This is a genomic window from Streptomyces pratensis, from assembly GCF_037137275.1.
GTDB classification, from domain to species: domain Bacteria; phylum Actinomycetota; class Actinomycetes; order Streptomycetales; family Streptomycetaceae; genus Streptomyces; species Streptomyces pratensis_B.
In genome coordinates this window covers 24,497-41,325 of the sequence record NZ_JBBBEN010000077.1, presented here as the reverse complement: position 1 = coordinate 41,325, position 16,829 = coordinate 24,497, and the positions used below count along the sequence as shown (strand labels likewise).

17 protein-coding genes and 1 pseudogene are annotated in these 16,829 nt (G+C 70.9%); 11 read left to right on the top strand and 7 right to left on the bottom strand.

What is annotated here, in order from left to right:
- Positions 1 to 104: 104 nt before the first annotated feature.
- The 3 genes from V9U70_RS09320 to V9U70_RS09310 all read left to right on the top strand — a co-directional run bounded on the left by V9U70_RS09320 (position 105) and on the right by V9U70_RS09310 (position 2,221).
- On the top strand, positions 105 to 953 hold the full coding sequence (locus tag V9U70_RS09320; protein ID WP_336673094.1) for an IS5 family transposase: 849 nt from the start codon (positions 105 to 107) through the stop codon (positions 951 to 953).
- Entirely contained in the window at positions 950 to 1,348 is a 399-nt protein-coding gene (locus V9U70_RS09315) for a hypothetical protein (protein WP_336673093.1), read from the top strand. The genes V9U70_RS09320 and V9U70_RS09315 overlap by 4 nt, the downstream gene beginning before the upstream one ends.
- A gap of 300 nt (positions 1,349 to 1,648) precedes the next feature.
- Entirely contained in the window at positions 1,649 to 2,221 is a 573-nt protein-coding gene (locus V9U70_RS09310; RefSeq protein WP_336674019.1) for a GNAT family N-acetyltransferase, read from the top strand.
- A 216-nt stretch (positions 2,222 to 2,437) separates the two neighbouring features.
- Here V9U70_RS09310 and V9U70_RS09305 read toward each other — a convergent pair whose 3' ends face one another.
- Complete coding sequence (locus tag V9U70_RS09305; protein ID WP_336674018.1) at positions 2,438 to 2,587, bottom strand: hypothetical protein; 150 nt, start codon at positions 2,585 to 2,587, stop codon at positions 2,438 to 2,440.
- A gap of 254 nt (positions 2,588 to 2,841) precedes the next feature.
- On the opposite strand from V9U70_RS09305, the gene V9U70_RS09300 reads away from it, so the two are divergent.
- On the top strand, positions 2,842 to 3,348 hold the full coding sequence (locus V9U70_RS09300) for a DinB family protein (protein WP_336674017.1): 507 nt from the start codon (positions 2,842 to 2,844) through the stop codon (positions 3,346 to 3,348).
- Positions 3,349 to 3,360: 12 nt separating this feature from the next.
- On the opposite strand, the pseudogene V9U70_RS09295 reads toward V9U70_RS09300, so the two are convergent.
- Positions 3,361 to 3,849 (bottom strand): annotated as a pseudogene (locus V9U70_RS09295) (IS5/IS1182 family transposase); the annotation flags it as partial.
- Between the two features lie 250 nt (positions 3,850 to 4,099).
- Between V9U70_RS09295 and V9U70_RS09290 the strand changes: the two are divergent.
- Positions 4,100 to 4,222, top strand: coding sequence for a hypothetical protein (locus V9U70_RS09290; protein WP_336674016.1), 123 nt, complete (start codon positions 4,100 to 4,102; stop codon positions 4,220 to 4,222).
- A 2-nt stretch (positions 4,223 to 4,224) separates the two neighbouring features.
- On the opposite strand, the gene V9U70_RS09285 is transcribed toward V9U70_RS09290, so the two are convergent.
- Complete coding sequence (locus tag V9U70_RS09285; protein WP_336674015.1) at positions 4,225 to 5,781, bottom strand: PQQ-dependent sugar dehydrogenase; 1,557 nt, start codon at positions 5,779 to 5,781, stop codon at positions 4,225 to 4,227.
- 127 nt (positions 5,782 to 5,908) lie between these two features.
- Positions 5,909 to 6,580, bottom strand: coding sequence for a lytic polysaccharide monooxygenase auxiliary activity family 9 protein (locus tag V9U70_RS09280; RefSeq protein ID WP_336674014.1), 672 nt, complete (start codon positions 6,578 to 6,580; stop codon positions 5,909 to 5,911).
- Between the two features lie 502 nt (positions 6,581 to 7,082).
- On the opposite strand from V9U70_RS09280, the gene V9U70_RS09275 reads away from it, so the two are divergent.
- Positions 7,083 to 7,832, top strand: a complete 750-nt coding sequence (locus tag V9U70_RS09275; protein ID WP_336674013.1) for a siderophore-interacting protein — start codon at positions 7,083 to 7,085, stop codon at positions 7,830 to 7,832.
- 92 nt (positions 7,833 to 7,924) lie between these two features.
- Here the strand turns inward: V9U70_RS09275 and V9U70_RS09270 are convergent, their stop codons facing one another.
- The gene (locus V9U70_RS09270; RefSeq protein WP_336674012.1) at positions 7,925 to 8,758 is read right to left on the bottom strand and encodes a shikimate dehydrogenase family protein; all 834 of its coding nucleotides are present in this window, start codon (positions 8,756 to 8,758) and stop codon (positions 7,925 to 7,927) included.
- A gap of 467 nt (positions 8,759 to 9,225) precedes the next feature.
- Here V9U70_RS09270 and cysD point away from each other — a divergent pair, with 467 nt between their 5' ends.
- The 3 genes from cysD to V9U70_RS09255 all read left to right on the top strand — a co-directional run bounded on the left by cysD (position 9,226) and on the right by V9U70_RS09255 (position 12,799).
- Entirely contained in the window at positions 9,226 to 10,131 is a 906-nt protein-coding gene (cysD, locus tag V9U70_RS09265; RefSeq protein ID WP_336674011.1) for a sulfate adenylyltransferase subunit CysD, read from the top strand.
- A 133-nt stretch (positions 10,132 to 10,264) separates the two neighbouring features.
- Positions 10,265 to 11,698 carry an MFS transporter gene (locus V9U70_RS09260; protein WP_336674010.1) on the top strand — a complete coding sequence of 478 codons (1,434 nt, stop codon included), beginning with the start codon at positions 10,265 to 10,267 and terminating at the stop codon, positions 11,696 to 11,698.
- Between the two features lie 75 nt (positions 11,699 to 11,773).
- A complete protein-coding gene (locus V9U70_RS09255) occupies positions 11,774 to 12,799 on the top strand; it encodes a 3-dehydroquinate synthase family protein (RefSeq protein WP_336674009.1) in 1,026 nt (341 codons plus the stop codon).
- 41 nt (positions 12,800 to 12,840) lie between these two features.
- Here V9U70_RS09255 and V9U70_RS09250 read toward each other — a convergent pair whose 3' ends face one another.
- Positions 12,841 to 13,752, bottom strand: coding sequence for a hypothetical protein (locus V9U70_RS09250; RefSeq protein ID WP_336674008.1), 912 nt, complete (start codon positions 13,750 to 13,752; stop codon positions 12,841 to 12,843).
- A gap of 206 nt (positions 13,753 to 13,958) precedes the next feature.
- Between V9U70_RS09250 and V9U70_RS09245 the strand changes: the two genes are divergently transcribed.
- The gene (locus V9U70_RS09245; protein WP_336674007.1) at positions 13,959 to 14,993 is read left to right on the top strand and encodes an aldo/keto reductase; all 1,035 of its coding nucleotides are present in this window, start codon (positions 13,959 to 13,961) and stop codon (positions 14,991 to 14,993) included.
- A complete protein-coding gene (locus V9U70_RS09240) occupies positions 14,990 to 15,415 on the top strand; it encodes a PPOX class F420-dependent oxidoreductase (RefSeq protein WP_336674006.1) in 426 nt (141 codons plus the stop codon). Before V9U70_RS09245 ends, V9U70_RS09240 begins: the two co-directional genes overlap by 4 nt.
- A 48-nt stretch (positions 15,416 to 15,463) precedes the next feature.
- On the opposite strand, the gene V9U70_RS09235 is transcribed toward V9U70_RS09240, so the two are convergent.
- Positions 15,464 to 16,828, bottom strand: a complete 1,365-nt coding sequence (locus V9U70_RS09235; protein WP_336674005.1) for a cytochrome P450 — start codon at positions 16,826 to 16,828, stop codon at positions 15,464 to 15,466.
- Position 16,829: the final 1 nt, after the last annotated feature.

The window sequence follows — 16,829 nt, the reverse complement described above, 5'->3', positions numbered from 1 at the left end:
AGTGGGCGGTTCGTGAGTCTTTGAGCGGATCTGCTGTCGCCTGATGGTGTGGCGTCGAGGCGGAATCTGCCGGTTCACGGTCGTTGATGTGGTGATGTGACCGGGTGAGTGAACGCAAGCCGTATCCGAGTGACTTATCGGACGAGCAGTGGTCGTTGATCGAGCCGGTGATCACCGCATGGAAGGGGCGGCATCGGTCGGTCAGCGGCCATCAAGGTGCCTACGACATGCGGGAGATCGTGAACGCGATCCTGTACCAGGGACGGACCGGCTGCCAGTGGGCCTACCTTCCGCATGACCTGCCGCAGAAGAGCGCGACCTATTACTACTTCGCCGCCTGGCGGGATGACGGGACCGACCAGGTCATCCACGAACTCCTGCGGTGCCAGGTCCGCGAACGCGCCCGGCGATTAGAGGACCCGGCCCTGGTGGTCCTGGACACGCAGAGTGTCCATGTGGCCGCCGGGGTCCCCGCCGACACGAGCGGCCATGACCCGGCCAAGCGCGTGCCCGGCCGCAAGCGCGGACTGGCTGTGGATGTCTTTGGACTGGTCATCGCGGTCGTCGTCCTGGCCGCGAACACCCATGACAATGCCGCGGGCATCGTCCTGCTGGACCAGGTCGCCGAACAGGCCGGCGGAACCGTTCGCAAGGCTCTCGTCGACCAGGGCTTCAAGAACCAGGTCGTCGCGCACGGCGCCGGCCTGGGCATCGACGTCGAGATCGTCGCCCGCGACCCGCAGATCAAGGGATTCGTGCCGCAGCCGAAGCGTTGGAGGGTCGAGCAGACCTACGGAACCCTGATACTGCACCGGCGCCTGGTCCGCGACTACGAGCACCACCCTTCCTCCTCCGTTTCACGCGTCTACTGGGCCATGACCCACGTCATGACCCGCCGGCTCACCGGCGCGAACACCCCCACCTGGCGCGAGGCACAGGCGGTCGCAGCATGAACATCCAGCCGTTGCTCGAAGCCCTGGAACTGCAGGAGCAAGCCGCCCGGGCCCTGGCCGACGACCTCCGTGAACAGATCGACGGCCTGCAGAACCGGTTGCGGGAGGCCGAGACCCATCTGGAGCATCTCGCGATCACCCGCACTACCGTCACCAGCCTCGCCGACCGGCTTCCCGCTGCCGCACCGGAACTGCCCGGGCACCCGGACTACCCCCGCATCCTCGCCGCCTTCAACCACGCGACCGGACCAATACGGGCCAGGGACGTCTGCCAAGCCCTCGGCCACGAGCTGCTGCCGAAGAACGTCGAGGGCACCCGCGCCAAGCTGAAACGCCTGGTCAGACTCGGGATCCTCATCGAAGCCGACACCGGCAGTTTCGCCAGAAAGCCATAGCTGACAGAGCCCCACCAGCGGTCTCGCTCCACCCTCAAGCAGAAACGGACATCAACCCACGAACCGCCCACTCAGAGGTCGTTGAGTCCGTTCCAGTGGTGGCCCCCCGGCCCGGGCTGGGCGAGAAGACCGTGGCGGGCGAGGTCGGTGCGGGGCTGTTCCTGGCTGGGGCGCCGGGGGGCAGGCCAAGCAGTCGTGCCGTGCACCATCTGCCGATGGGCGCTGCTTCGGCTGAGAGGGCGGGACCGGGATCGGATATTCGGTGTTCTGCCCGCCCCGTGAGGACACAAGATGGTCCGCATGACGTTGGCCACCCCCATACTGCGCACCGCTCGCCTGCGACTGAGGCCCTTCACCGACGCCGATGCGGACCCGCTCTTCGCGTTGCACAGCAGCACGCACGTGATGCGGTACTGGGACTCCCCACCGTGGACCGAACGGGCCCGCGCCGATCGTTTCATCGCGATGTGCCAGAAGATGGCGGACGAAGGCACCGGGGCGCGGGTGGCCATCGACCGTGCTTCTGACGGGGCCTTCGTGGGCTGGTGCGGCCTGACCGGGTGGGACCCGGACTACCGCAGTGCGTCGTTGGGTTACGTCCTCGACGATGCGGTGTGGGGCCGCGGCTTCGCGACGGAGGCCGCGCACGCCGTGCTGCAGTGGGCATTCGACACGCTGGACCTGAATCGAGTGCAGGCCGAGACCGACACGCGCAACGGGGCATCCGCCCGGGTACTGGAGAAGATCGGATTCGTGCGGGAAGGGACGCTGCGGGAGGACTGCGGGGTGAACGGCGAGGTGTCCGACTCGTGGGTGTTCGGCCTGCTCAGGCGAGAGTGGCAGCCGTCGGCTGTGCCGGTTCGAGCCCGCTAAGCGCGGCGTCGAGTTCGTTTCTGGGAGCGGCCTCGTTCGGGTATGGGTCCGGAAACCCTGGCGTGTGAGGTGTCCGAGGCGGCTGCGGGCCATGTTCGCGATCGAGGCCCAGGAGACGCGCGAGGCGGAGGTGCCGGGCCGGTGGTCTTACTCGCGCGCAAGGTACCGGTGCAGCATTGACGTGCCGGCGAGCTGCTTCACGGGCCACCTCTCGGTCTACGGGACCAGGCTCTTGCCCTGGCCATCCGGGTTGTGGCGGACGACCTCGATGGCGATGCCCAGCAGGGCACCGTGGATGCTGACTTGCTCCCGGTAGTCAGTGTCCCTGACAACCTGTCCGGTTCTGGTGGAAGATCGCGTGCCCAACCCACCTCCCTTGAGATCGCAGGCCCCGGGTTCAGTGGTCGCCGACCGCGCTTCCTGTCCTGCTTCCCGGCAGTGATCATCGGTTCGATCAGGGCCCACTGCTCGTCCGCCAGGGCCTGGCCGGCGGATCTCCCCGGGGCCCACCGGCGCTGGATCGCTGTATCGACCCGCCGGACAAGGAGCTGGGCGTAGCAGGTGGGGGCCGTCGACAAATCCGTCGACAGGGGCCGCAGTGATCGGGGACGCTTCGCGCGATGACAAGAATCGATGACACGCCGCCTGCCTGGGACGAGCGTGCCCAGCTCACCACGTTTCTCGACTACGCACGCGGCACCGCTCGCGCCAAGTGCGAAGGCGTCTCCGCGGAGAACGCCCGCAAGGCGATTCTGCCGGGCTCACCGCTGATGACCATGAGCGGAGTGATCAACCACCTTCGCTGGGTCGAGTACTACTGGTTCCAGGTGGTCTTCCTCGGCGAGGAAGACCGGGCCCCCATGACCGACGAGGACCCCGACCGTGAGATGCGGATCGCCGTCGACTTCCCGCTCACGCAGCTGCTCGACGCATACGCCGAACAGAGCGCCCGCTACCGCGAACTGGTCGCCGGGAACGACCTGGGCAAGCAGGCCCAGGGAACCATCCGTAACGGCCTCCACGTCGACCTCCGCTGGATTCTGCACCACCTCACAGAGGAGACGGCCCGCCACAACGGCCACCTGGACATCCTGCGCGAGCTGCTCGACGGCACAACCGGTTACTAGATCCAGGAGCGATCATGGGCGGAGCCGGAGTCTGATGGAGGCGCGCGTGACGGTGCCGTGGAAGACGCAGACGCGCTTGTCGCATCTCGTGGCCACGGCCCGGAAGTTCTTCAGCGCGTTGACCGTTCGCGCGACTTCTTTCCTGCGCCGGTAGCTCGTCCTGTCGGAAGCGGCGGGGCGGCCGCCCTTGCTGCCGCGGGCTTGGCGGTCGGCCCGCTGGTTCTTCGGTTCGGGACTGGTCTGCTTGATCTGACGTCGTCGCAGGGAGCGGCGGTTGCGGCGAGAGCAGTGCGGTTTGCCGTCGTTGAGACGGCCAGGCCGAGTCCGGGGCCGCCCGCCGTCAAGGCGGGCGACACGGTCACGCTCCCCGATCGGGGCGAACTGCGGGGCGTCGCCCCACCGGCCCGGGGTGACGAGCAGGGCCGGCGGGCGGCGTCCGCCCTCACCGGTGAGGTAGACCCCCCTGGGGGACCAGCTCAGGCCTCGACCGCTTCCGTGGTCGGCCACGATAGGGCTCGGCGGGGCCCCTGGCGCCTGCCGCAAGCGGTCCCGGAGCGGCCGACAGGGTGAAGGCGGACGGTCTCGATGCCTGCCGTCGCCCAGTACGGGTACACGAAGGCCAGCTTCCGACGGCGCTCCAGCACGAAGCCGTACGGAGTGAACGCGGCCGGCACGCCCGCCCCATACGAGCGGCGGGTCGGTGATCAACGGTCGCACTCACGTGGACGAAACGAACGAAGGAGAGATCGCCATGACCTCGCTGACGACGATCGCAGCCGCAGACGCCTCGGCCGCCCCTGGATGGCTGCACGTGCTCGTGATGGCGGTAGCCGTCCTGGTCCTCGTCCATGACCTCGCCCGACGCAGCAGCTGACCTCAGCGACCGATGGCGCAGGCGTCCCCGTTCAGCATGAACCGCGGCGGGGGCGACAAGTCACCCGTATGGGTGGCGAGATAGCCCAGGGTGATGCTCGCGCCGGGAGCGATCGTGGCGTTGTGGGAGGCGTTGACGGCCCTGATCGTGTTGCTTCCCTGGGTCAGGCCGGTGTTCCAGTCCGAGGTGACGGTCTGGCCGAGGGCCAGCGGGAACTCCAGCGTCCATCCGCTCACCGAGGTGCTGCCCGTGTTGGTGACCGTCAGATCGACCGTCGTGCCGGTGCCCCATGCCTGCACGGTGCGGTCGACGCGGCAGGTGGGCTCCTCCCGCTCGAAGGACACGCGGTGCAGGCCGCCCGGCAGGTCGTTGACCACGTATAACTCTCCGTCGACGGTCGTGCCGATCGCCGTCACCTGGGTGGGCGTCCTCCCGATCTCGGCCTGGTCGTAACCGCCTTCGCCGTCGGGGCGCAAGGCCCAGACCGTGGACGAGCAGTAGTCGGTGGCGATGTACGTGCCGCCGACGAGGTCGGCGTGGTCCCGGCCCCGGTAGACGTGGCCGCCGATGACCGAGCAACCGCCGGTGTAGGGGGAGTAGGTGAACACCGGGTCGGTGTACGTCTCGCCGGGCCGGCAGTCGCCGCCGGCGAACTTCTCCAGGCCCTCGTAGCAGGACCAGCCGAGATTCAGCCCGCCCTGTCCGGGCATGAGGTGGTCGACCTCCTCCCACCGGCCCTGGCCGACGTCGCCGATCCACATCGAGCCGTCGACGCTGTCGAAGGAGAACCGCCACGGATTGCGCAGCCCGTACAGCCAGATCTCCTCGCGGGCGCCGGGAGTGTCCGCGAACGGATTGTCGCCGGGCACGCAGTAGGGGAGCGGGCCGCAGCTGCGGCTCACGTCGATGCGCACGATCTTGCCCAGCAGGGTGTCCAGTCGCTGTCCGGCGCCGAGGGGGTCCGCGGAGCCGCCGCCGTCACCGATGCTCCAGTAGAGATGGCCGTCGGGGCCGAACGCCAGCTGGCCGCCGTTGTGGTTGCTGAACTCGGCGTGCGGCTGGGAGAGCAGGACCTCCAGACGGGAATCGTCGAGCCGGTAGCGGGCGAGAGTGACCGCGCCGTCGGGCAGTGCCGTGTACGCGAGGTAGAGGCTGTTGCTGTCGGCGAAGTCGGACGGAACGGCGATGCCGAGCAGACCGCGCTCGTTGCCCGATTCGTCCACGGCTGACGTGATGTCGAGGAGCGGCTCCCGGGCCAGGCCAGTCTCAGGGTGGTAGGTCCGCACGGTTCCGGACTTCTCGGTGATGAACAGCCGGTCCGTGCCGTCGTCGGGGGCGACGACGGCGGTGGGCCGCCTCAGTCCGGAGGCGACCTGGGTGGTGGACGCGTGGAGCGACGGCAGAGGGACGGACGAGGGGTCCGCCGCCGTACCGGCCGGTGTGGCGGTCGCCGCTGCGGGAGGTGCCGACGCGAGGGAGTGGCCGGCGGCGGGCAACACGGTGAGCGTGGTCAGCAGGAGGGCCAGCAGGAGCTGCCCGGCCCAGCGACTTCTTAACATGTCGGCTCCAGAGTCGAAGACGCTTGCGCGGCGGTGGTGTTCACACACAGGAGGACGTCAGGGCACGGGTAGGCGCAGTCCCGCCGGCCGTGGGGTGCCCGGCGGGACTGCCCGGTGAGCAGCGAGGTCAGCCGAAGTTCACATCGCTGCAGAGGAAGTACGTCTGGTCCATGTGCGAGGCCTGCCAGATCGTGTAAAGGACATGGTGACCGGTGTAGCCCGACGTGCTCACGGGGATCGAGTAGTTCTGGCTGGGTCCGTACCGGCCGGTCTGCGCCACCAGTTCGAGGTCACTCCAGCGCAGCGCCTGGGTGGTGGGGTCGAAGCCCTGCCGGCTGACGTAGACCTTGAAGTAGTCCGCGCCGTGGCTGGCCTGGTCGTACAGCTTGATGGTGAAGTCGTCGGCGACGTCCGAGGTCTTCCAGGCGCCCACGGTGTCCAGTGCGTTGTAGCGACCGCCTTCCGTCCGGCCGCCGCTGCACAGCTGTCCGTCCGGGACGACCGCCTGGAAGTCGCCCCCGGAACCGTTGCGGTACAGGCCGTTCCAGTTCCACATGGCGTTGGGGTTGGCCTGCCACGCCTGCCAGCACATCGGGTCCTGCTGTGCCATGGCCGGGTTCTGGAAGTCGCTGCCCCAGCGCTGCCAGCAGTCGTAGGCGCGGGACGCCGGGTCCACGACCGATCCGTGGGCCACGGCTGTGCCGCTCCAGGTGATCATGCTGAGAAGTACCGCTGCGACGGTGCTCAGAACGAGCGTCAGACTGCGCCCGGCCTTCTTGGTGCGTGCATGACAATTCATGGTTTCTTCTTTCGGTGGGGGGAGCCGGAGGGCCCGGCAGGGGTGTCGGGAGCGTGGGAGCGCTCCCGCGCTTCCACAGTGCGCACGGCGCGGGGGAGCGGGCAACATTCGTTCACGCCACTTCGGCGTCGTGTGGCGCAAAGACGCCGCAGGGCGCACACCCTTCCGCTCTGTGGGGGGCGCCGGCTCTCGTTCCCGGCTGCTGGGCGGTCCCGGTGAGGTCTGCGACGCCCCGAGGGGGCGTTCTGTGTCCGGCCCGACTTCTGGTGCGGAGTCGCCGACACCCGTCCGTCGCCGGCGGCCGAGGGAGCGCGGCCCTGGAGCGCTCGCGTGCGGCTTCGGGCCGACCGCCACCGAGCGTGAGGGGCGCGTGGCCGAAGTGGGCGGGGCGCGGGACGCGCGTGGGTAGGGTGGCCGGGGCGTCGGCAGGGGCCGTGGAGTGCGCGGAGCGGCACCGGGCGGCCGGGCGGATCGATGGTGAGCGGATCGGGAAGGGGGACGGGTGAGTATCTCCGGCATGCCCGGGCGGGGCGCGGGCGGACGGCACCGGTTCCAGGACACCCGGATGGTGGACGTGAAGGTGGCCGAGGTGCGTGAGGTCACCCCCCACATGCGGGAGCTGACCCTCGTGGGCCCCGCTCTCACGGTCCTGCGCGGCAAACCGGGTGCGCACCTGCCGGTGGAGGTGCCCGACGAGGCGGGCGTCCCGCGGTTGCGGACGTACTCCGTCTGGTCGGCCGACCCATCACGGGCCAGGCTGACGCTGCGCGTCGCCCTGCACCGGCCGGGCGGGCCGGGCAGTCGGTGGGCCGACTCGGTCGAGGCGGGGACCCGGGCCAGGGTGGGCGCGCCGAGGAACCGGATCTCACTGGACCCCAAAGCGCGTTACCACGTCTTCGTCGGCGAGGAGACGGGCGCGGTGCCCCTGTTGACCATGCTGGCCGCTTTGCCGGCAGAGGCCGCGGCCCACGGGGTGCTGGAGACCACCGGGCCGGACGAGGAGTTCTCCGCGCCCTACGGCTCCCGCTCCCTGCCCTGGGTGCACCGCGGCCGCGCTTCCGCCGTGGCCTCGCGCCTGCTGCTGGACGCCGTACGGCGGCTGGAACTGCCGCCCGGGGTCGGCACCGCCTATGTCGCGGGCGAGGCGACGACCTGCCGTGCTGTCGTGCGCCACCTGTGCGCCGAGCGGGCCTGGCCCCGCTACGCGGTGCGTACGCAGGTGCACTGGGCGACGGGCAGAAGCGGCCTCTGAGCGAGGCCCGCGCGGGATGAGGCAGGCCGACGGCCGCTCGGGTCGGCCACTTCACCGGCGGCGGCCGCTCGCGCCGGACCGCCGGACACCCCCTAGTGCTCCGCAGAGGCCTGGTTCCGGAGCCCGAAGAACGTCTCGTAGAGGCCCAGTTGCTGGTCGAGCATGTGGTGGCCGCGCAGGGTCGGCAGGCCGTGTGCCGACGCCGTCCGGAGCAGGGGGGTGTCTCGGGGTTCCATGACGATGTCCGCGACCAGGGTGCCCTCGCCCAGCGGCTTCGGGTCGAAGGGCAGAGGGTCCGAGGGGCGCATGCCGAGCGGAGTGGCGTTGACGGCGATGTCGCAGTCGAGTGTCCCGTCGGCCGAGTCCACCGCGGTGACCCTGCCGGGCCAGTGCTCCTCCAGCCGGCCGCGCAGTTCCTCGCGCTTGGCCCGGTCCGGGTCGTGCACCAGCAGATGGGCCGCTTCGGCTTCGAGGACCGCCGCGGCGATGGCGCGGCCCGCTCCACCGGCGCCCCAGAGGCGGACGACCTTTCCCCCCGGCGCGTGACCGCGGGCGCCCAGCCCCGCGACGAATCCCTGCCCGTCGAAGTTGTCCGCCCGCCACCGGCCGTCTTCCTCCCGGCGCATCGCGTTCGCGCTGCCGGACACCGCGGCGCCCCGCCCCAGTTCGTCGGCGAACGCGCACGCCCTGATCTTGTGGGGGACGGTGATCAGCAGGCCGTCCACGTTCGAGGTGCGCTGCAACCCTGTGATCACCTGTGCGAAGTTCCGGGGTTCGGCGTGCACCGGGAAGAGGACCGCGTCCCGCCCCAGGCGGGCGAAGAGCGGATTGAGCAGGGCGGGCGCCTTGACCTGGGCGACGGGGTCGCCGATCACCGCGAAGAGGCGGGTGGCGCCGCTGATGGCGGGGGCCGTCGTCTCGTCCACTCGCTCTCCTCGCCGCTTCGCGAACAGGCCCCTCCAGGAGCCCCTTCAGTGCGTGCAGCGTCAAGCTAACAGCGGGGCGCGGGTCTTTCCAGAGGGCGACCGGACGGTCGGCATGGACAGGAGGAGTGGGCGGAGGGGAGACTTTCGGTCAGATCGCCGCGGGGGACGAAGGCCAACTTGACTGTCGAGAACGGTAGTTGTCACAGTTTGCTCACTCCGCCCGAAGGCTTGCGCACCTGCTTGTGCTACCGCGCCACGTGGTCGGTGGGCCGGACGCCGGGCGACGATCGCATGAGCTGCAGGGCCGAGCGGGTGGGCGCTCGCCGCCCCTGTCGGAGCCGTCCGCACGACCTACCGCACCACCGCTCAGAACCACAGGACCACAGAGACGGGCGTTCGTGCCCCGGCCGCCCGACGACCCCGGCGCGAAACGCTCCCAAGCCGCTCCGACCTCGTGGAGGACGCTGTTGAGCACGGACCCGGTCCTGTCCCATCTCGACCTGCTGGAGTCGGAGGCCGTCCACATTCTGCGGGAAGTGGCCGGAGAGTTCGAACAGCCGGTGGTCCTCTTCTCCGGCGGCAAGGACTCCATCGTGATGCTGCACCTGGCGCTGAAGGCCTTCGCGCCGGCGGCCGTTCCCTTTCCGCTGCTGCACGTCGACACCGGGCACAACTTCCCCGAGGTGCTGGCCTACCGGGACCGCGCCGTCGCCCGCCACGGGCTCCGCCTGCACGTGGCGCGGGTGCAGGAGTTCATCGACCGCGGGGAGCTCCAGGAGCGCCCCGACCGGACACGCAATCCCCTGCAGACCGTGCCGTTGCTGGCCGCCATCGCCCGCAACGGCTTCGACGCCGTGCTCGGCGGCGCGCGCCGCGACGAGGACAAGGCGCGGGCCAAGGAGCGGATCTTCTCCCTGCGTGAGGAGTTCGGCGGCTGGGACCCCCGACGTCAGCGCCCCGAACTGTGGCAGCTGTACAACGGCCGCCACTCGCCCGGTGAGCACGTCCGGGTCTTCCCGCTGTCCAACTGGACCGAACTGGACGTCTGGCAGTACATCCGGCGCGAGAAGATCGAGCTGCCCGCCATTTACTACGCGCACGTGCGGGAGGTGTTCGCCAGGGGCGGCATGTGGCTGGCCCCGGGCGGGTGGGGCGGGCCCGCGGGGGGAGAGCGCCTGGAGAAGCGCAGGGTGCGCTACCGCACGGTCGGCGACATGTCCTGCACGGGCGCGGTCGAGTCCGCTGCCGACACCGTCGAGAAGGTCATCACCGAGATCGCCGCTTCCCGGCTGTCGGAGCGGGGAGCCACCCGCGCCGACGACAGGCTCTCGGGGGCCGCGATGGAAGACCGGAAACGTGACGGCTATTTCTGACCGGGTCGGCATCATCGATACGCTCGGTGAGCCGGTGGTACCCGCCCGTGCGCGGCCGCGACCCCCTCGCGGTCCGGGCCGAGCCCACCGGTGCTCCATTGATCGCCAGGCATGAACCGAGGAGACGCCGGACGTGGAAAAATTATCTTCAGAGGTTGAGCGCGAGGAGACGTCGCCGGGCTCACGCGGCCCCCTGTGGGTGGCCGTCCTGGCGGCCTGCGTAGGCCAGTTCGTCGTCGTCCTCGACATCTCCGTCATCAACGTCGCGCTGCCGTCGATGCGTTCCGCGCTCGGCATCGGCGAGGGCGGCCTGCAGTGGGTGGTGAACGCCTACGTCATCACCTTCGCCGGGCTCCTCATGCTCGGCGGCCGGGCCTCCGACCTGTTCGGCTACAAGAAGGCCTTCGTCGTCGGTCTGGGCGTGTTCACGCTGGCGAGCCTGCTGGGCGGGCTGGCCGTCGAACCGTGGATGCTGATCGTGGCGCGCGCGCTCCAGGGCATCGGGGCGGCCCTGCTGTCCCCCGCCACGCTGACGATCCTCACCACCACCTTCACCGAGGGCCCGCAACGAGTGCGGGCCGTCGCCGCGTGGACGGCCGTGGGCACGGGAGGCGGCGCGCTCGGCGGACTCGTGGGCGGTCTGCTCACGGACTATCTCTCGTGGCGCTGGGTGCTCCTGATCAATGTGCCGCTCGGCTTCGTCGCGCTGGTCATGGCCGTGGTGTGGCTGAAGGAGCGCCACCGGCCGAGCAGCCAACGCATCGACGTGCTGGGCGCTGTGCTGGTCACCGTCGGCGTGGGCAGCCTGGCCTACGGCATCTCGCGGATCGAGGTGAAGGGCTGGACGGCCGCCGAGACCCTGGTGCCGCTGCTGGCCGGCTGCGCCGGACTCGTGGCCTTCGTCGCGGTGGAGTCGCGCACCAGTGAGCCCATCATGCCGCTCGGCCTGTTCCGGGTCCGCTCCGTCTCCGTGGCCAACACCATCACGCTCGTGAGCGGCACCGGCTTCTACGCCATGTGGTACTTCCTGTCGCTCTACATGCAGAACGTTCTCGGCTACTCGGCCGTGGAGACCGGGCTCGCCCTTCTGCCGCACACCGTCTCCATCATCGTCGCCTCGCAGTTCGCGCCACGCCTGCTCCACTGGATCGACGGACGCTCCCTGCTCCTGGTGGCCGGCCTGCTCACCTCGGGCGGTTTCGTCTGGCAGAGCTTCATGGGCGCCGACGGCACGTTCCTGGGCACGCTGCTGGGACCCGGCATCCTCCTGTCCTTCGGCGCGGGACTCATGATGACCCTGCTGGCGGTGTCCGCGACCGCGGGCGTGGAGCTGAGCCAGGCGGGCCTCGCGGCCGGCCTCGTCAACACCTCGCGCACCATCGGCGGAGCCATCGGACTCTCGCTGCTGGCGTCGGTCTCCACCAGTCGTGCGGCCCACGCGGGCGAGGGCGCCGCGGCGCTCGCCTCCGGGTACGGGCGCGCCTTCCTGGTGGCCGGACTGATCATCCTGGCCAGTACGTTCATGGTGGCGCTGCTGCCCAGACAGCGGCGCGCCGGGGCCGAGTGACCCGACCGCGGACCGGTGGAACGCCTGGCCGACGGCGGTCTGTTCGGTGCGCGCTCCGATCCGCAGACTGGTCGCATGACGACTGCGCGGCGCATCGACGTACAGCTGGGTGAGCGTTCCTATCCCGTGCACATCGGTCCCGGGGTGCGCTCGCTGCTCCCCGGGATCGTGGCGCGCACCGGAGCGGCGCGTGCGGTGGTGGTGTCGGCGCGGCCCCCCGGGGCCGTGCCGGACCCGGGGGTGGCGCACCGGGTGATCAGGGCCCGGGACGGAGAACACCACAAGACGCTGGCCACCGTGCACGAACTGTGCCGTGAGTTCGCCGCGTTCGGTCTCACCAGGGCCGACCTCGTCATCTCCTGCGGCGGCGGCACCACCACCGACGTGGTGGGTCTGGCAGCCGCCCTCTACCACCGGGGAGTCGCGGTCGTGCACCTGCCGACCACCCTCCTCGCCCAGGTCGACGCGGCGGTCGGCGGCAAGACGGCGGTGAACCTGCCCGAGGGCAAGAACCTGATCGGCGCGTACTGGCAGCCCCGGGCGGTCCTGTGCGACACCGAACTGCTGCGCACCCTCCCCCGGGAGGAGTGGGCCAACGGGTACGGCGAGATAGCCCGCTGCCACTTCATCGGCGCCGGCGACCTGCGGGGACTGCCGGTGCACGAACAGATCGCCGCGAGCGTCGGGCTCAAGGCGTCCGTCGTGGCCGCGGACGAACGGGACGCCGGATTGCGCCACATTCTCAACTACGGCCACACCCTGGGCCATGCGCTGGAACGCGCCACCGATTATGCGGTGCGTCATGGCGAAGGCGTCGCGATCGGCACCGTGTTCGCCGGCCGGCTGGCGGGCGCCCTGGGGCGCGTCGGCCGGGACCGGGTGGCCGAGCACCTGGAGACCGTGAGGGCCTACGGGCTGCGGGAGCGGCTTCCCGCGGGCGTGCGGGCGGCCGAACTGGTCGCGCTCATGCGCCAGGACAAGAAAGCGACGACCGGCCTCACCTTCGTGCTCGACGGCCCGTCCGGCGTGGAACGGGTCGAGGACGTCCCCGAGAGCGTGGTGGTGTCCACCCTCGCTGAAATGGGGCGTGAGCGGAGCTGACCGGGAGGGGGCCGGGGCGCGCCCTCAGGCGGGCGGCGCGCTCAAATTCTGCCGTACGCCCGGAGCGTGCGCACGGCGTTCAGCGTCACGATGGGACGCCACTCGGCGAGCGTGCCGGGCGCCCACACCCGCCACAGCACGGGCCAGCCCCCGTCGCTCTCCTGCGAGGCGCACAGATGCTCCAACGCCAGGTCGACCTCACGGTCGGAGAACCAGCCGCGTGCCAGTGAACCGGGGGTGCGCGCGACGTCGTACACATAGTGGTACTCGCCCGGTGCGTACGAGGGATGGACGGGGAACTCCTCGGCGCGGGCAGGGTCGGTCACCACGAGCCGCTCGTCGCGCACCAGCGCCCCCAGCCGCTCGGCCGACCCGGCGGCGCGATCCCGGTCCGTGGCGGCGACACCGTCGAGGAAGGCGACCGCCGCCTCCACCTCGTACGGGTGTGAGCCCTCCAGTGCGTCGACCGCCTCCCAACAGAACTCCGTGGCCGCGTCCAGCCACGGGTGCGTGATGCCGTTGCGGTGCAGGGTTCCGACGATCACGCCGGTGGACAGCAGCGCCCCCGGCGGGTCCTCCCGGAGCGGGAGCACGGAGGCCGAGGGGTAGCCGGCGCCTCCGGGGTGGATCGCGGGGACGCCGCCGTCCGGGGAGGTGAGGGAGGGGAGGTGGTCGAGGAGCGTCGCGGTGCGCGCCGGGTCGCAGCGACCGATCTCGTCCAGGACGAGCAGGGCCGTCGCGGCGTGCAGCGGCTGCGGGGCGGGGCCGCGCACGTCGGCCTCCAGGGCGTAGCCGTAGCCGCCGTCGGGCCGGGCGTACGCCGCCAGGGCCCGCTCCACGGCGTCCGCCTCACCACCGAGGAAGTGGTAGGAGAAGCGGTGTTGTTCCAGCACACGGGCGGAGAGCCAGATGAACCGCTCCGCACGGTCGATGATCCTGGGCGATGCAGGCATGGGTACCTCGCGGGGTGGGTCGGCGCCAACCGCGCCGCGGCCGTCCCCGGCCGGCGGGCGACGCGCCGGGCGGGGCGGCACCTGGCGTGGGTCGCGCACGTGAGGACGGGGCAGGCCGGGGACGCGCTCTGGTGCGATCGGGAGGCGGGGGGTCACAGTGATACGACCACGACCCGTCTGTTGGCTGACAGAGAGGCGTACGGCGCATGCGGCGAAGAATACTGGGCCGAAGCGGCATCTCCGTGTCCGAATTCGCTCTGGGCACCATGATGTTCGGCTCCTGGGGCAACACGGACGAGGCCGAGGCCGCACGGGTCGTCCGGCTGGCCCTGGACGCCGGGATCAACATCGTCGACACGGCCGACATCTACGGCGAGGGAGATTCCGAACGCATGGTCGGCAGGGCGATCAAGGGGCGCCGGGATGACCTCGTGCTGTGCTCCAAGTTCCACAGCCCCATGGGCGAGGACCCCAACCACCAGGGCAACTCCCGCCGCTGGATCATGCGGGCCGTCGAGGGCTCGCTGCGCCGGCTCGGCACCGACCGCCTCGACCTGTACCAGGTGCACCGGGTCGATCCGGACACCGACATCGACGAGACGCTCTCCGCGCTGTCCGACCTCGTACGGTCGGGGAAGGTCCTGGCCGTCGGCACGTCGAACTTCCCGGCCGACCAGCTCGTCGAGGCCCACTGGGCCGCGGAGCGCCGCGGCCACGTCCGCTTCCGCAGCGAGCAGCCGCAGTACTCGCTCCTCGCGCGCGGTGCGGAGACCGACATCCTGCCCGCCGCGCGACGGCACGGCATGGGCGTGCTGGCCTGGGGGCCGCTGGGCGCCGGCTGGCTGACCGGCAAGGACATCAGGCCGGGGGTGGGCCGCGCCGTTCTGGAGGCGCGCAGATTCGACCTGGCGGTGCCGGAGAACGTCGCCAAGGCGCGCGCGGTGACGGCGCTCAAGGAGGTCGCGGCACAGGCCGGTGTCCCCCTCACCCACCTCGCCCTGGCCTTCGTCCGCGCCCACCCCGCCGTCACCGCCGTAATCATCGGCCCTCGTACCCCGGAACAGTTGACGGACCTGCTGGCCGGCGCGGACGTGGTGCTGGACGACGACGTCCTGGACCGGCTGGACGCCATCGTGCCGCCCGGCGTCGACCTGAACCGGGCGGACAACCACTACGTGCCGCGCGTGCTGTCCGACCCGTACCTGCGCCGGCGCCCGCTGCACGGCCCGGAGGCACGATGACCGGCGTCCCGCTCACGGAGCGGGCCAGGAGGCTGCTGGACGCGCCGGTCTTCGCCGTCGTGGCCACCGCGGGGCCGGACGGGACACCGCACCAGTCCGTCGTGTGGGCCACCCATGACGGCTCGCACCTGCTGTTCGGCATCGAGCGGGGCAGCCGCAAGGAGCGGGACCTGAGGCGCTCGGGGCGGGCCGGAGTCCTGCTGCACCCGCCCGAGGCCCCGTACACCTATGTGTCGCTGTGGGGTGCCGCGGAACTCGAACCGCACGCGAGGCACGCGGGGTTGATGGACGCGATCTCCCGCAAGTACACCGGGCTGTCGCACGCGGAGTTCCTCGGCGGGGCGGCCCCCGCCGACGAGGACCTCGTGTTCGTCCGGCTCGTGCCCGAACGGATCGTCGACGTCGGCCGACGTGATCTCTGACCTGTGCGGCGCCCACCGGGGCGCCGGGCGCCGCACACGCGCGGCGGTTCAGGCGCGTGGTTCCGTCACCATGGGCAGCGGCCCCATGCCCACCAGGGCGCGCGGTGTCGGGTGGACATCGGTCGTGGAAGTGGGCCGCAGCCGCCAGCGGGCGGCGATCGTGGCCAGCGCGACGCTTGTCTCCGCCATCGCGTAGTCGTCGCCGATGCACTTGCGGCTGCCGGAGCCGAACGGGATCATCGCGCCGCGCGGCACCTCTCCCGAGCGCTCCGGCGTCCACCGGTCGGGATCGAAGCGCTCCGGGTCGGGGAACAGGGACCGGTTGCGTTGCAGGGCGTAGGAACTGTAGAAGACGACCGTTCCCGCGGCCAGCGGCTGCCCCCCGAGCTCGGTGTCCCGGGAGACGACCCGTGTGACGAACCAGCCCGGTGGATACATCCGCAGCACCTCGGTGATCACCCGCCCGGTGTGGGGCAGGTCCTCCCGGCCGTGCCCCTTCGGCCACGCCCGCGACGCCCACGCGTCCGCCTCCTCCTGGAGCCTTCGCTCGTGCTCCGGTTCCCGGCCCAGGAGTTGCAGGGCCCAGGCGAGGGCGGTCGCGGTGGTCTCGGTGGCGGCGGTGAGGAAGTTCATCACCTGGTCGTGGATCTCCTGGTCGGAGAGCCGGTCCCCGTCGTCGTAGCGGGCCCCGAGCAGCCCCGACAGCAGGTCCCCGTGGTCGGTCCCGGCGGCCCGGTAGTCCTTGATGACCGTGTCGATGAGGACGCGCAACTCCTCCAGGGCGCCTTCGAAGGCACGGCGTTCCGGCCCGGGGAGCTGGTGGAGCAGATCGATCGGCGCGACCATCCGCCGGTAGATCCCCTTGAGGACGACGGGCAGGCAGCGCACGATCTGCTCGACATGGTCCGTGCCGATGTCGGTGGACAGCAGCACGCGCGCGCCGATGCGGGCGGTGATCGCGTGCATCCGCGCGTTGGCGTCGATGGTCCCGCCCGGCCGCCACCGGGCCGTCTCCGCCTCCACCTCCTCGCGCATCACCTCCGGATACGAGGCGATGCGCTCCCGACGGAACGACGGCTGCACCAGGCGCCGTTGGCGCCGGTGGTCGGCGTAGGGGCAGTTGCCCAGGCTGTTGCCCATGAGCAGCTGGGTCTTCTCGTAGAAGGGGCCGCCCCGGTCGAAGGTGCGGGGCTCCTTCAGTATCTGGTCGATGAGCTCCGGGTGGCAGGCCATGTACAGCGGCTGCCCTTTCATCTCCAGCCGGACCAGATCCGCCTCGTACTGGAGCGAGGTCAGGAACTCCAGCGGGCGCCGCCGCATCGGGACCAGGTGTCCCAGCAGCGGCAGCCGGCCGGGTGCGGACGCCACCGACCACCGGCCCGCGGGGGCTGCGGTCGTCTCGGTACCGGGCATG